At 47.4% G+C, this 14716-nt stretch carries 11 protein-coding genes and 2 pseudogenes; 5 read left to right on the forward strand and 8 right to left on the reverse strand.

The window, feature by feature from the left end:
• Positions 1–196: 196 nt before the first annotated feature.
• The 6 genes and pseudogenes from QZ323_RS04575 to QZ323_RS04600 all read right to left on the reverse strand — a co-directional run.
• Positions 197–430, reverse strand: a pseudogene (locus QZ323_RS04575) (hypothetical protein); the annotation flags it as partial.
• Between the two features lie 152 nt (positions 431–582).
• Entirely contained in the window at positions 583–831 is a 249-nt protein-coding gene (locus QZ323_RS04580) for a DUF4143 domain-containing protein (protein ID WP_294633198.1), read from the reverse strand.
• A gap of 448 nt (positions 832–1279) precedes the next feature.
• Positions 1280–1363 (reverse strand): annotated as a pseudogene (locus QZ323_RS04585) (type II toxin-antitoxin system HigB family toxin); the annotation flags it as partial.
• A gap of 188 nt (positions 1364–1551) precedes the next feature.
• Entirely contained in the window at positions 1552–2364 is an 813-nt protein-coding gene (gene nagB / locus QZ323_RS04590; protein WP_294633201.1) for a glucosamine-6-phosphate deaminase, read from the reverse strand.
• Between the two features lie 92 nt (positions 2365–2456).
• Positions 2457–3665: an FprA family A-type flavoprotein gene (locus QZ323_RS04595; RefSeq protein WP_294633202.1), complete on the reverse strand. Its 1209-nt coding sequence runs from the start codon at positions 3663–3665 to the stop codon at positions 2457–2459.
• Between the two features lie 236 nt (positions 3666–3901).
• Positions 3902–4831, reverse strand: coding sequence for a TIGR01212 family radical SAM protein (locus tag QZ323_RS04600; protein ID WP_294633203.1), 930 nt, complete (start codon positions 4829–4831; stop codon positions 3902–3904).
• Positions 4832–4953: 122 nt separating this feature from the next.
• Between QZ323_RS04600 and QZ323_RS04605 the strand changes: the two genes are divergently transcribed.
• The 3 genes from QZ323_RS04605 to QZ323_RS04615 are packed head-to-tail and all read left to right on the forward strand — an operon-like array spanning position 4954 to position 9240.
• Positions 4954–7164 carry a S9 family peptidase gene (locus tag QZ323_RS04605; protein ID WP_294633205.1) on the forward strand — a complete coding sequence of 737 codons (2211 nt, stop codon included), beginning with the start codon at positions 4954–4956 and terminating at the stop codon, positions 7162–7164.
• Between the two features lie 33 nt (positions 7165–7197).
• A complete protein-coding gene (gene lipA, locus QZ323_RS04610) occupies positions 7198–8061 on the forward strand; it encodes a lipoyl synthase (RefSeq protein WP_294633206.1) in 864 nt (287 codons plus the stop codon).
• Positions 8062–8121: 60 nt separating this feature from the next.
• Complete coding sequence (locus QZ323_RS04615; RefSeq protein ID WP_294633208.1) at positions 8122–9240, forward strand: hypothetical protein; 1119 nt, start codon at positions 8122–8124, stop codon at positions 9238–9240.
• On the opposite strand, the gene QZ323_RS04620 is transcribed toward QZ323_RS04615, so the two are convergent.
• The gene (locus tag QZ323_RS04620; RefSeq protein WP_294633210.1) at positions 9206–9910 is read right to left on the reverse strand and encodes an SAM-dependent methyltransferase; all 705 of its coding nucleotides are present in this window, start codon (positions 9908–9910) and stop codon (positions 9206–9208) included. The two genes, QZ323_RS04615 and QZ323_RS04620, sit on opposite strands and share 35 nt — an antisense overlap.
• A 166-nt stretch (positions 9911–10076) precedes the next feature.
• Positions 10077–10934, reverse strand: a complete 858-nt coding sequence (locus QZ323_RS04625) for an SDR family oxidoreductase (protein ID WP_294633211.1) — start codon at positions 10932–10934, stop codon at positions 10077–10079.
• 634 nt (positions 10935–11568) lie between these two features.
• Here QZ323_RS04625 and QZ323_RS04630 point away from each other — a divergent pair.
• Both QZ323_RS04630 and QZ323_RS04635 read left to right on the forward strand, forming a co-directional pair.
• Positions 11569–13173 (forward strand): glycoside hydrolase family 28 protein, encoded by a 1605-nt coding sequence (locus QZ323_RS04630; protein WP_294633213.1) that lies wholly within the window; start codon positions 11569–11571, stop codon positions 13171–13173.
• A gap of 269 nt (positions 13174–13442) precedes the next feature.
• Positions 13443–14663, forward strand: coding sequence for a DUF4861 domain-containing protein (locus tag QZ323_RS04635; protein WP_294633214.1), 1221 nt, complete (start codon positions 13443–13445; stop codon positions 14661–14663).
• The last annotated feature ends 53 nt before the right edge of the window (positions 14664–14716 follow it).

Below are 14716 nucleotides of genomic sequence, written 5' to 3' on the forward strand. Positions count from 1 at the left end.
TTGATAGCTTTAATTTTATTCCCTTAAATAAGCTGGTATAGTCTATAGATAAAGGCGTTTTGCATATTGGGTTGCCCCAAAAGTGACGAAGAACCAATAAATACTATATTTCACTCCTCACATCTTTCACCTAATCATTAACAATATAGTATACAGATATTTATGGTGAAACATCTTGTAAGTCATTGTTGTTCTACACCTCTATCAGGATAAGTTCTCCCTTGGAGTTTTCGGCAAGCATGTCCACACGGTTATACTTGTCGTACTCATCTTCCTGGTTGCTTTCACTTTCAAGGAGGTTTTGGATGACGATCTTTTCATTCAACAGTGTGGTCAACAAGCCTTCAAACACACTGAAATTTGCCTTGTTACGGATCAGGCATTTCATCGCCCAATCGAAGCGGATTATCTGGTTGCTGTTTCCGGCCATATTCTTAATTCTCAAAAAGATTGATTATGACAAAAGTAGACAAAATAATATAGAGTTCCAAGAAAACAGATATCTTCTCATTAAAGCTAAGGTTTAGCAGCGTAAACGTGAGCTTTAGTCACCTCAAGGTCAAGGTGAAAGGATGATGCAGGTTAAAACAATTTCATTAGATCCATTGCCAAAAACTCCTCCGCTCCGATACCGCCGTCACCGACAACGAATGAAGCTGTAGGATTGAACTGTTGTCTGAATTTATCCAATCCTTCCGTCCGCTTCTCGGCATTGCTTTTGACTTCGATGGCAACAACAGAACCTTTTTTACGAAGTACGAAATCCACCTCGTCATTACGTTCACGCCAGTAGAATATCTCTAAACGGTGGATAAATGCTTGGCTGGCCAAATAAGCACCGATTCCCGACTCGAAGATACGTCCCCACGTCTTACGATCGGTGACGGTTACTCTCTTTTAAGCTGCGGACAGCCGCCCAACAATTTGAGATCCATGCACTGTTCATTGTCGGAACATTATCGGCAGAAAAGAATTGATAAGGGATTTCCAAGTCCTTCAACACTTGTTTCACAACTGTAGATTTACCGACCTGACGTGCCCCATAACAACTTGAATGAACCTTCGTTGTTCTTCGAGTCTACACTTAATAGTTTGATATTCTGACCTTTTATACATGACATTACATTTTACGCAGTGGATTGCGTATTTTTACGCAGTAAAAATATAAATGAAAATCATGAGAATCTCACACCGGCAGGATAAAGAAAAGATTTTTTCTTTAGAAAAAAGAGAGAGAAGCGAGACAGTGGACTCACACGTATTTGCAATGAAACCAAAACTAAATGGTTGAACAATCTATTTTATCGTAATCTTTATGAGTACCCACCCAACGGATGAATATGTAACCTATCGTAAACTTAACAGGTTGATCCTTCACCATAAGCACTTATTACCTAAGCACTTGATAAAAAGGTGAAAGATGTGAACGGTGAAAAGCCATTCAAAAAAGCATAGGGAGATAGTATAAAAAAGCACATTGGACAACCGACCTGAATGGAAGGTCTTGCCACCAATGCGCTTTTCTTTATCACCCGGATATCGGTTGCTTTCTTATTTCAACAGGCTTTCCGGATCCAGATGGTCAGCTTCAATATCCTTGAAGTAACGATAAGTACCTACTTTCAGTTCTTCGGTAGCCGCATCGTCGCAGATGATGATACCCTTTTCGTGCATCTGCAGGGCACTAATGGTCCACATCTGCATCACAGGACCTTCTACTGCATGATAAAGCGCACGTGCCTTATTGTGTCCATTGACAATGATCATTACTTCTTTAGCGGCAAGCACAGTGCCTACACCCACCGTAAGAGCCGTTTTAGGCACTTTGTTCACGTCGTTGTCGAAGAAGCGGGAGTTGGCGATGATGGTATCTGTCGTCAAGGTCTTCTGGCGTGTACGTGAAGACAATGAAGAACCCGGCTCATTGAAAGCGATGTGGCCGTCAGGTCCGATGCCGCCCATAAAGAGGTCGATGCCACCGTAAGACTTGATTTTCTCTTCGTAACGCGCACACTCAGCATCCAGGTCGGCAGCATTGCCATTCAAGATGTTGGTATTCTCCGGCTTGATGTCGATGTGGCTGAAGAAATTGTTCCACATGAAGGAGTAATAGCTTTCGGGATGCTCTTTGGGCAATCCTACATACTCATCCATATTGAAAGTAACTACGTTCTCAAAGGAAACAATACCTTTCTTGTTCAGGTCGATCAGTTCCTTGTACATGCCAAGCGGTGACGAACCGGTAGGACAACCCAATACAAAAGGTTTTTCGGGCGTAGGATTAGCCGCCTTGATTTTTGCAGCCACATAATGTGCAGCCCACTGAGATACGGATTGATAATCCGGTTGGATAATTAGTCTCATTGTAAATGTCTTTTTATAAGATTAATAAACATGTTTTTTTAACAACTGTGGTTAACGGACAAGGAGCCATGCGGCTCCCTGATCCCTAACTCTTAAGCATTATCTGCCCTGTCTTTCTTCAGGCGTTCTGCCATAGAACGTGCCAGATGTTCGCATTGCTCGTAAGTGATGTCTTTCATCGCCTGCTTCATCTCGACCGGATCAGCCACGATTTCAAACTTGCTCTTCTCGGCAAATTCAGCCATACGCTTCACCGCAGCCCCTGCCCAAGTGAACGAACCGAAATAGCCTAAATAACGGCCCTTTACCTCGCGCAACAATATCTTGGACAGCAACGCATCCACCTCCGGATAGATTTGATTGCTGTAGGTAGGACTACCGACGATCAGTCCACGGTATTTGAAGATGTCTGCAAGGATGTAAGAAGGATTGCTCTTGCTTACGTTGTGCATCACGATATTCTTGATGCCTTGTGCCGAAAGTTCGGCAGCAATGGCTTCCGCCATCTGTTCCGTATTCCCATACATAGAGCCATAGGCTATCACAACGCCCTCTTCGGTGGCATAACGGCTCAGTTTATCATAAATGCCTACTACCTTGCCAATGCAATCCGTCCATACAGGTCCATGAGTGGAACAAATGGTCTTGATGGGCAGTCCGCCTAATTTCTGCAAAGCTTTCTGCACCGGAGAACCGTATTTGCCCACAATATTGGAGTAATAACGCACCATCTCGTCCCAATAACGGTCCGTATTGATGCGTGTATCGAGGAAACCACCATCTAAAGTACCGAAGCAACCAAATGCATCGCCGGAAAAGAGCACGCCTTCCGTCTCGTCGAAAGTCATCATCGTTTCGGGCCAATGCACCATCGGTGTCAGGTAGAAGCGCAGCTTATGATGTCCCAGTGCCAGAAAGTCTTCGTCCTTCACGATATATCTTTCTCCCGTCACCCCATAATATCCCTCTATCATGCCGAAAGTCTGCTTGTTACCCACGATAACAATATCCGGATAATGCTGTTTGATCAGACGGATAGAACCGGAATGGTCGGGTTCCATGTGATTGATTATCAAATACTGGATGGGGCGGTTGCCGATAATGCTTTTGATCTTGCGAAGATAGGTTTCGAAAAAACAAGCATCCACTGTATCAACCAATGCCACGGTTTCATCATCTATAAGATAAGAGTTGTAGGACACCCCGTAAGGCAACGGCCACATCCCTTCAAACAGATGTTTGTTGCGGTCGTTCACTCCTACGTAGTGTATTTTACCTTTGATCAGTGTCTTTTGATCCATAATACTTCTTTATTTAGATTGATTCCACATTTAGAGCCTGTTTAAATTTTATTCAGTCTTCTTTTGAGAGTTCTTTTTGAGGATGTTTTTCTGTTTTTATGAGGAGCATAGCGGGCTATGTGACGAATAAAAAGAGGAAAACAGACCGAAAAGAAACTCTAAAGAAGCTGAATAAAAAACTTTTTGAAGAAAATTTAAACAGGCTCTTATATTGCTGCAAAAATAAGTTTTTTTTCTCACATATCATATTTCTTTCCCTGATAAGCACCAAGCTGACGCATTCTTTTTTGCAGGCGGTGGTTGAATTCATAATTTTTCACGCCCCAGTCTGGTGCGATCAGCAGTTCTTTAGGTGACTGTGAAACAAAACGTTCCAACACCAAATCAGGGCGGAGATGTTCGATGTAATCCACTACCAAGTCAATATATTCTTCCACGCTGAAAAGGTGGAAGTCTTCGGGATGCTGTTCGTATTCATGCGCCATGCGGGTACCTCGTATCAGTTGCAACTGGTGCATCTTCAACGTGGAAAGGGGCAGGCGCGACAGGACGGATGCCTGTGCCACCAGAGCTTCGTGCGACTCTCCCGGAAGCCCCAGTATGATGTGCCCGCCAGTCAGTATGCCGCAGGCTGCCGTACGTTCCACGACATCCACCGTATCGCGGTAAGTATGTCCGCGGTTGATGCGGCACAACGTGGCGTCGTCGGTACTCTCTATACCGTATTCAACAAGCAGGAACGTATGTTTGTTCAATTCTTCCAGGTAGTGCAACAGGCTGTCCGGCATGCAGTCCGGGCGGGTGCCTATGACCAGCCCTACGACATCGGGCACTGCCAGCGCCTCTTCATACTTCCGCTTCAACGCCTCCAGTTCGCCATAGGTATTGGTATATGCCTGGAAGTAGGCAAGGTATTTCATTTCGGGGTATTTGTGTGCGAAGAAGAGTTTTCCCTCTTCCAGTTGCTGCGTGACCGTTTTTCCGGTGCTGCAATATTCGGGATTGAAAGTCTGGTTGTTGCAGTAGGTGCAGCCGCCATTGCCTTTAGAGCCGTCTCGATTGGGACAAGTGAATCCGGCGTTGAGTGATATTTTCTGTACTTTATACGGAAAATAGCGTTTCAGAAAGAGTGGAAACTCATTGTATAATATCGGAGTAGCATTCATATCTCAACTATTTAAGTACAAAAATAGAATTTTTCTTCGGGATATCAGGGCAAATCAGGCACAAAGAGCCATATTTTATTTTTTATGACTATCTTTGCCATTCAAAGAAATCAATCAGAATTATGAAACAGCTAAGTATTGCAATTCTCATTTGCCTCTGTGCATTGACAAGTTTCGCACAAGGCAAACAAGCACTTGACTTAAAAGACATTGTATCGGGAAAATTCCGTGCGGAAAACATCTACGGGGTGATTCCCATCCCCGGAGACGGAGAACACTATTCGCAAATGAATGCGAAAGGCACTCAGATCATCAAATATTCTTTCAAGACAGGAAAACAGGTGGAAGTACTGTTTGATGCGGCCACAGCCCGCGAATGTCCTTTCAAGACGTTCGACAGCTACAGCTTTTCGCCGGACGGCAGCAAACTGCTGATCGCCACTCAAACGGAACCCATCTACCGCCGCTCCTACACTGCCATACATTATATATATAGCCTGAGACGAAACGTCAATGGAGAAATCAACAATGTAGTGGAAAAACTGTCCGACGGCGGACCGCAACAAGTTCCGGTCTTCTCACCGGACGGAACAATGGTTGCCTTCGTGCGGGACAACAACATCTATCTGGTGAAGTTCCTGTATGGCAACAGCGAAAGCCAAGTTACGGAAGACGGCAAACGCAACGCCGTGCTGAACGGTATTCCCGACTGGGTGTATGAGGAGGAGTTCTCGTTCAATTGTGCGCTGGAGTTCAGCGCAGACAGCAAAATGCTGGCATACATCCGTTTTGACGAGACGGAGGTTCCTTCCTATAGTTTCCCGCTCTTTGCCGGAAGCAAACCTCACTACTCTGCTTTAGAGAAATATCCCGGCGAGTATGTCTACAAATATCCGAAGACCGGTGAAGTCAACTCCAAAGTATCCGTACACACCTTTGACATCAAGTCGAAAGTGACCCGAAAGATGCAAGTGCCCCTGGATGCCGACGGCTACATCCCACGCATCCGTTTCACGCAAGACCCCAACAAGCTTGCCATTATCACCCTGAACCGCCATCAGAACCAACTGAACATGTATTTCGGCGATCCGCGTTCCACAGTCTGCAAGCAGGTACTGCGCGACGAAAGTGATGCTTACATCAAGGAGAACGTCTTCGACAACATAATCTTCTACCCCGAAAACTTCAGTTACCTGAGTGAAAAGAGCAGCTACAACCATCTGTACTGGTACAGCATGGGCGGCAACCTGATCAAGCAAGTCACCTCCGGAAAGTATGAAGTGAAGGATTTCTTAGGCTGGAGTGCCGACGACAACTGTTTCTACTACACCAGCAACGAAGAAAGCCCACTCCGCCAGGCCGTGTACAAGGTGGACCGCAAAGGAAAGAAAACCCGCCTCTCGGCACAGGCAGGCATCAACAGTGCCCAGTTCAGTACGGACATGAAGTACTACATGAACCGTTATACCAACCTGAGCACCCCTACCGTCATCACACTGAACGACAACACCGGCAAGGTGCTGACTACGTTGGTGGACAACGCCCAACTGAAACAGACCTTGGCAAAATATAACCTGCCGCAGAAAGAGTTCTTTACTTTCCAAACGCAAGACGGCGTATCGCTGAACGGATGGATGATGAAACCGACGGATTTCTCCGCATCGAAGAAGTATCCCGTATTGCTCTATCAGTATAGCGGTCCTGGCTCGCAACAGGTGCTCGACAGCTGGAGCATCAGTTGGGAAACCTATATGGCAAGCCGCGGTTTCATCGTAGTCTGTGTAGACGGACGCGGAACCGGCGGACGCGGTGCGGAATTCGAGAAGTGCACCTACCTCAATCTGGGCGTGAAGGAAGCGAAAGACCAGGTGGCTACAGCCCTCTATATGGGTGGCCTGCCCTACGTGGACAAGAACCGCATCGGCATCTGGGGATGGAGCTTCGGCGGATACATGACCATCATGAGCATGAGTGAAGGTACGCCCGTCTTCAAAGCGGGAGTTGCCGTAGCCGCCGTGACCGATTGGAATTACTACGACACCATCTACGGCGAGCGCTTCATGCGTACCCCGAAAGAGAATGCCGAGGGATATAAGAACTCCTCCGCCTTCACACGTGCCGATAAGCTGCATGGCAACCTGCTGTTGGTTCATGGCATGGCGGACGACAACGTCCACTTCCAGAACTGCACGGAATATGCCGAACACTTGGTGCAACTGAACAAACAGTTCGATATGCAGGTCTACACCAACCGCAACCACGGCATCTATGGTGGCAATACCCGCTATCACCTTTATACGAAACTAACCAACTTTTTTGAGAAAAACCTGTAATCAGCGGACGCTGACCAACTATCATCTAATATCATGAGAGTACGTAAACCCGAATGGCTCAAGATAAGTATAGGAGCCAACGAACGATATACCGAGACGAAACGCATCGTAGAATCTCACTGTCTGCACACGATTTGCAGCAGCGGACGCTGCCCCAACATGAGTGAGTGTTGGGGCAAAGGGACTGCCACCTTCATGATAAGCGGCGACATCTGTACCCGCTGCTGCAAGTTCTGCAACACCGCAACGGGTGTCCCCCTTCCGCTGGATCCTGCCGAACCTAACCATGTGGCGGAATCCATATCCCTGATGAAGCTGTCGCACGCAGTCATCACTTCGGTAGACCGTGACGACCTGCCGGACTTGGGAGCCGCGCACTGGGCACAGACTATCCGTGAAATCAAGCGACTGAATCCCGAAACGACCATCGAAGTGCTCATCCCGGACTTCCAGGGGAAGGAGGAGCTGATAGCCCAAGTGATAGAAGCCCGTCCGGATATCATATCCCACAACATGGAGACGGTGAAACGCATCACCCCGCTGGTGCGCAGTGCTGCCAAGTATGATACGAGCTTGAAGGTGATACGCCAGATAGTCGACAGCGGGACAACCGCTAAATCGGGCATCATGGCGGGTCTGGGCGAAACTCCCGAAGAAGTGGAAGAGCTGATGGACGACCTGCGGCAGGCAGGGTGCCACATCCTGACCATCGGACAATATCTGCAACCCTCGTTCAAGCATTATCCGGTAGCCGAATACGTTACTCCCGCACAGTTTGCCGCATACAAGGAGATTGGTCTGGCCAAGGGATTCGACCAGGTAGAGAGCGCTCCATTGGTGCGCTCGTCCTATCATGCCGAGAAACAAATCAGATATTATAAAAAAGAGGTAGAATGAGAAAACAATTGCTCAGGTTTATTTGTTACCTATAAGATAACGACAAAATAATCGCCAGCAATGTCAAGAAAAGGAGTTCTATCATCTAAGTATAATATGTCTTTGGGGTTCATCCCTGTCATTGTATCTATCGTACTATGCAAATTTATAGCACAAGACATCTCTATCTACACCAGTACAAGTGTAGGGATAATTTATAGTCTATATACGTTTTGGGACCGCAATGAGACGATTCCCAACTTCACGCTCTACGGCACTACCGGCATGTTCCTGTTGCTCACTGTCACCACTCTCCTGTTTGGCGACATCTGTGCTCCCGACATGCTGCCTCTGACGTTGGAAATCAGCACGCTCATACCGTCGGTCATCATTTTCCTGAACCGGAAAAGGCTTCTTGCACGCCGCTTCCCGCATCCGAGGAGGTGCAGGATGCGGAATTTCACCCAAGGAGCGGAAGCCTCCATCGTCTCTTCACGGGTGGTAATCCTAATGGCTTTACTCCATTTCCTGACGATTCTCGTGGCGATTCTGCTGTTCAGTCCGCTGGATGATGCCGTCCAGAACATCCTGTTCTGCTTCTGTCCGCCCGCCGTATTCATCCTGAGCATATTGTTCAATCAGTTCGGTATCCTCTACTTCAACTCCATGATGAAGGATACGGCTTTCGTCCCCATCGTCAACACCAAAGGAGACGTCATTGGAAAGTGTCTGGCTACGGATGCCGTCAACCGGAAAAACAAATACATCAACCCCGTCATCCGCATCGCCATCTCCCACAACGGCATGCTCTATCTCCGCCCGCGCCCGCAACATTACACTCTCGAAGGGGGAAGAACGGACATACCGATGGAGTGCTACCTCCTATACAAAGAGACGCTGGAGCATGGCATTGTCCGCCTGATGAAGCAGACCTATCCGCAAATCCCGATCAAAGACTTGAAGTTCAATGTCCGATATCACTTCGAAAACCAGACGACAAACCGCCTGATCTACCTTTTCCTCATTGACATAAAGGATGAAAGGCTGCTGCACAACAAGCACACCAAAGACGGTAAACTCTGGACCTTTCAACAGATAAAGCAGAATTTAGGCAAGAACTTCTTCAGCAGCTGCTTTGAAAATGAATATGAGCACCTGAAAGAGGTTATTTATACAAAAGAAAAATACAAGGAATCTTAGAGAGGTCGGGCACTCTCCCCTGCCACTCTTTGACTGTTTTGGTCTTGATATACTCACCCTCGCACGTGATATTGGCGGCAATGCAGAGCTTGGTCTGCGGACGGCAGTTTTGCAAGATGTCTTCCACTATCTTATTGTTGCGGTAAGGCGTTTCGATGAAAAGCTGCGTCTGATGTTCGCCGTACACCCGCTGTTCGAGGGCTTTCAGCCGCTTGGCACGTTCACCCGGTTCGATGGGAAGATAGCCGTGGAAAGCGAAACTCTGCCCGTTGAATCCCGATCCCATAACGGACAGGATGATAGAAGAGGGGCCCACCAGCGGAACGACTTTCAGGTTCTTTCGTTGGGCAATGGCAACAACATCTGCTCCCGGATCGGCTACAGCCGGACAACCGGCTTCGGATATCACTCCCATAGACTGCCCTGACAGCAGCGGTTTCAGGTAACCGGAAATATCTTCGGGCGACGTATGCTTATTGAGCGGATAGAAAGTCAGCGTGTCAATGTCGATCTCCCTGTCCACCTTCTTCAGAAAACGGCGCGCCGAACGTACATCCTCCACTATGAAATGACGAATACCAAGTATGACCTCTTTATTATATGAAGGCAATACGGTTTCAATAGGGGTATCCCCCAACGTAACTGGCAAAAGATAAAGAGCGGGAAGCATGGGAATCTAAAAGTTTGATCAAACGAAAAAAATGGGAAAAATTAAAATCCGTATCTGTTTCATACCTGCTCCATAGTTTCTCCATGCTATAAAACACAGGAAAAATATGGAGCCGGCATGTTTCAAATGTAGTGTTGAAACGAGAATGAATGTCCTCGTTTACGGTTTAACCGTAAATGATGTTTCCATTCTCATCCTTATATTCATCCAACCCCTTTTCGTAAGTGGCCATAGCGCGCAGACTCATACCCACACTGGAGAAACCTCCGTCATGATAGAGGTTCTGCATAGTCACCTTACGGGTCAGGTCGGAGAACATCACGATACAGTAGTCGGCACATTCGTCTGCCGACGCATTGCCCAAGGGAGACATGCGGTTGGCAAAGTCGAACAACTTATCCATACCTTTCACGCCTGCACCGGCAGTAGTCATCGTCGGCGACTGAGAGATGGTATTGACACGCACATTGTGTTCGCGTCCATAGATGTAACCGAAACTGCGTGCGATAGACTCCAACAATGCTTTGGCATCAGCCATATCATTATAACCATAGAACGTGCGTTGTGCAGCTACATAGCTCAGTGCAAGAATGGAACCGTAGTCGGCAATCGCATTCAGTTTCTTGGCGGCTTGTATCATCTTGTGGAAAGAGATGGCGGAAATGTCGAGCGTCTTGTCCAGCATGTCGTAGTCCAGATCATCGTACGTGCGTTTCTTGCGGACATTCGGAGACATACCGATGGAGTGAAGCACGAAATCGATCTGACCTCCCAATACTTCCATCGAACGTCTGAATACATTTTCCAAATCTTCTACGCTGGTAGCATCGGCAGGAATCACTTCGCAATGCAACTTCTCCGCCAACGCGGATACTTCACCCATGCGCACTGCTACCGGAGTGTTCGACAATGTGATCACCGCACCTTCTTCTACGGCTTTTTCTGCAACTTTCCAGGCAATGGACTGCTCATTCAGAGCACCGAAAATAATACCTTTTTTTCCTTTCAACAAATTATAACTCATACCTATAATAATTAATAGCGGGACAAGGTTCGCAGGAAACAAACCGGCAAAACAGAGCCTGATCCGACGATTCCTTTGCGCCTTGCCTACTGATTTTGAGGCCGCAAAGATAGTGCAAAATGAACGTACCGCAAAATAAGCCCACCTATTTTTGAATGACAGGAATAGCTTTTGAGTTCTTTAGTTTTTGAGTTTTTAAGTTTTTGAGTTATCCTCATTAGGGTGCCAATTTACAAATTCATTAATTTAAAAACTCATCAGCTCACAAACTTAAAAACTCAAGAACTCATCAACCAAAAACTCAAATTCTGCCCCGAAATGCCGAAAGTACTGAAAGAAAAAGGAGAAAACCACAAAAAATACACCTAAACTAACAAATTGTACACATGGATTACACTAAAGCCCGATACTTTTGCATACGGTAAATAAAGAAGTTTTTTCATAATATTTATTTAAGGTTAGAATTAGGTTAGCTTGAATCAGTTGTTGCCTCTTCCGCAGTCCACTCGAGAGAACGGTATGCGGAAAGGCGACAATCAGAAGAAGGTGAAACTGGAAACCGACCGGAAAAAACCTTTTTATGCCGAAGCAAAGAATCATAAATCATCAATCATCAATTTAATATATAATACGGATGAACACATTTATCAGAAAATTATTAGTGCTTACTACACTAACCCTCCCCTTGCTCCCCGTTCAGAATACGGTGAAAGCACAAAACGAAGGTTATATAGATAACAGTATCTACAAGAACCTGCCTTTCGATATGCCGAAAGTAGAACAACCCTCATTCCCCGACTACACGGTCAGCATCACTGATTTCGGAGCCAAAGGGGACGGCATTGCACTGAATACCAAAGCCATTAACGATGCTATCAAGGCTGTCAATGCCAAGGGCGGCGGCAAGGTTGTCATCCCCGCAGGTATATGGCTGACAGGTCCTATCGAACTGTTGAGTAACGTCAATCTATACACCGAAATAAATGCAGTGGTATTGTTTACAGACGATTTCGAGGCTTATCCCATCATAAAGACCTCTTTCGAGGGATTGGATACCCGCCGTTGCCAGTCGCCGATTTCGTCATGGAATGCTGAAAACATCGCCATCACAGGACACGGCGTGTTCGACGGCTCGGGCGACAGCTGGCGACCAGTCAAGAAAGGCAAACTGACCTCCTCGCAATGGAATGCTCTGGTGAAATCCGGCGGCGTTGTCGATGCCTCCGGCAACATTTGGTATCCCACAGCCGGATCGCTGAAAGGCGCTATGGCGACCAAAGATTTCAACAACCCTGAGGGTATCAATACGGATGAAGAATGGAATGAAATCCGTCCGTGGTTGCGTCCGGTGCTGCTGAATATCGTGAAGGGCAAGAAGGTGCTGCTGGATGGCGTCACATTCAAGAACTCTCCCAGTTGGTGCCTGCATCCGCTGTCGTGTGAGCATATCACGATAAACAACGTGAAAGTATTCAACCCTTGGTATTCGCAAAACGGTGATGCACTGGATTTGGAATCCTGCAAGAACGCACTGATTATCAACAGCATCTTCGATGCAGGCGACGATGCCATCTGCATCAAATCCGGTAAAGACGAGGATGGCCGTAGACGTGGCGAACCTTGCCAGAACGTAATTGTCAAGAACAACACCGTACTGCACGGACATGGCGGCTTTGTCGTAGGAAGCGAAATGTCGGGCGGCGTGAAGAACGTTTATGTAACGGACTGTACTTTCTTGGGCACCGACGTGGGTCTACGCTTCAAGAGTACACGCGGACGCGGCGGTCTGGTGGAGGGTATCTACATCCACAACATCAACATGATCGACATCCCGAACGAAGCTCTGCTGTTCGACCTCTTCTACGGCGGCAAGGCAGCAGGTGAAGAGACGGAAGAAGAGCTGGCAGGCAGAATGCGGACGCCCGTTCCGCCCGTAACGGAAAAGACTCCTGCTTTCCGCGATATCCACATCAGCAACATCACTTGCAAAGGTGCCGGACGCGCCATGTTCTTCAATGGCCTGCCGGAAATGCCTATCCGTAATGTCTACGTGAAGGACGTGACTATCACCGAAGCCAAGGAAGGCATCGTTATCAGCCAGTCGGAAAACGTATCCATCGAAAACGTGAAAGTGGACGCCAAAGGCAAGACCTTGCAGGTTAAACGCGTGAAAGACCTGAAAGTGAACGGAAAGACTTACAACAATCAGACTGCCAAAGCCATAGATATCGCTCTATAACCGGAGCACGTCCTATGGCGGCAAGGCATGAATGAACCGGCAAACAGTCATACAGATTGCCTTGTGCCGCCCGTTTATCTACGCGGCACAAGGCGATCGTATTTTCGGATAGGACGCGCCGGATTGTAAAAAGTGCCAATCACTTCCCACAAAAAAGCCGGACGAAAGGGAATAACTCACAAAGATGACAGTATTTATGTCAAAATAGGAAAGGATTTACGTGAGGTTTGCAGTACATTTGCAGCAAACTTAGTAATATGATCATAACCATGAAAAAGAAAATCTTTACAGTATTGCTGTTATTGTGCGGACTTTCAGCTGTTGCAGAAGCACAAGAGGCAGAGAAAAGTTTTACAGTAGAAGTAAGTAACAATTGGAATAAGGCGAAAGCCGACGAACCGGTAGTAATCAAACTCAGCGAAATCAATCCTTCGTTTCGTGTACGCTCAGCAGTAGTCATGAACGGCAATGAGGAAATTCCTTCGCAACTGGATGATCTGGACGGCGACCGTCGCCCGGACGAATTGGCATTCGTCATCGACCTGCCGGCAAAGAACAAAAAAACACTGACCGTCACCCTCTCTTCCGCCAAAAGCGACAAGACCTATCCGGCACGCGTATTTGCCGAGATGCTCGTCAGCGACAAGAAAGGTAAGCATGTGCCTGTACATTCCGTAACCATTCCGGGCAGCAGCAACATCTACAACCAGATGCACCACCACGGCCCGGCTTTCGAATCGGAGCTGGTGGCCTATCGCCTCTACTTCGACCAGAAACAGACTGTAGATATCTACGGTAAGTTCAACAAAGGATTTGAAATCAAAGAATCGCAATTCTATCCGACCGACGAACAACTGGCACGCGGCTTCGGCGATGACGTGCTCCTTGTGGGCGGTAGCTGCGGTTTGGGTGCCCTGAAAGGCTGGAACGGCAAGAAGGCTACGCACATCGAACCCGTGGAAACCCTGACCGAACGCATCATCGCTTACGGTCCGGTACGCACCATTTCGGAAATTGAAGTAACCGACTGGCAGTACCAAGGCTCTGAACTGAACATGACCAACCGCTATACCCTCTACGGTGGACACCGCGACGCTTTCGTGGAAACGTTCTTCGAAGAGCCACTGAAAGACGAAGTGTTCTGCACCGGCGTCATCGACATCAAAGGTTCCGTATCTTACTCCGACCACAAAGGTTTGATAGGCTGTTGGGGAACGGACTGGCCGGTGAACGACACAGTGAAGTATACCAAAGAGACCGTAGGACTGGGTACCTATATCCCGCAGAAATACGTGAAGAACGAAGTGAAGGACAAAGTCAACTACCTGTACACCATCGGCGCCAAGGGTAGTAACTACTTCACCCACTTCATCACATTCACCTCCATGAAGGAGACCTTCGGATACAAGACTCCCGAAGCCTGGTTTGCCTATATCCGCCAGTGGAAAGAGGAGCTGGAGCATCCGGCAACCGTGAAAGTGCTGAAGTAGAGCCATGTGCGAAACCCGTAACTTATTAATCGACCAATAACTAACTTAAGTCA

It is taken from the genome of uncultured Bacteroides sp., assembly GCF_910585845.1.
Taxonomy (GTDB): Bacteria; Bacteroidota; Bacteroidia; order Bacteroidales; family Bacteroidaceae; genus Bacteroides.

Coding starts and splice junctions, on each gene's coding strand:
- nagB (WP_294633201.1), bottom strand. CDS start 2,364: ATGAGACTAATTATCCAACCGGATTATCAATCCGTATCTCAGTGGGCT.
- QZ323_RS04625 (WP_294633211.1), bottom strand. CDS start 10,934: ATGAGTTATAATTTGTTGAAAGGAAAAAAAGGTATTATTTTCGGTGCT.
- QZ323_RS04605 (WP_294633205.1), top strand. CDS start 4,954: ATGAAACAGCTAAGTATTGCAATTCTCATTTGCCTCTGTGCATTGACA.
- QZ323_RS04635 (WP_294633214.1), top strand. CDS start 13,443: ATGAAAAAGAAAATCTTTACAGTATTGCTGTTATTGTGCGGACTTTCA.
- QZ323_RS04630 (WP_294633213.1), top strand. CDS start 11,569: ATGAACACATTTATCAGAAAATTATTAGTGCTTACTACACTAACCCTC.
- QZ323_RS04620 (WP_294633210.1), bottom strand. CDS start 9,910: ATGCTTCCCGCTCTTTATCTTTTGCCAGTTACGTTGGGGGATACCCCT.
- QZ323_RS04615 (WP_294633208.1), top strand. CDS start 8,122: ATGTCAAGAAAAGGAGTTCTATCATCTAAGTATAATATGTCTTTGGGG.
- QZ323_RS04600 (WP_294633203.1), bottom strand. CDS start 4,831: ATGAATGCTACTCCGATATTATACAATGAGTTTCCACTCTTTCTGAAA.
- QZ323_RS04595 (WP_294633202.1), bottom strand. CDS start 3,665: ATGGATCAAAAGACACTGATCAAAGGTAAAATACACTACGTAGGAGTG.
- lipA (WP_294633206.1), top strand. CDS start 7,198: ATGAGAGTACGTAAACCCGAATGGCTCAAGATAAGTATAGGAGCCAAC.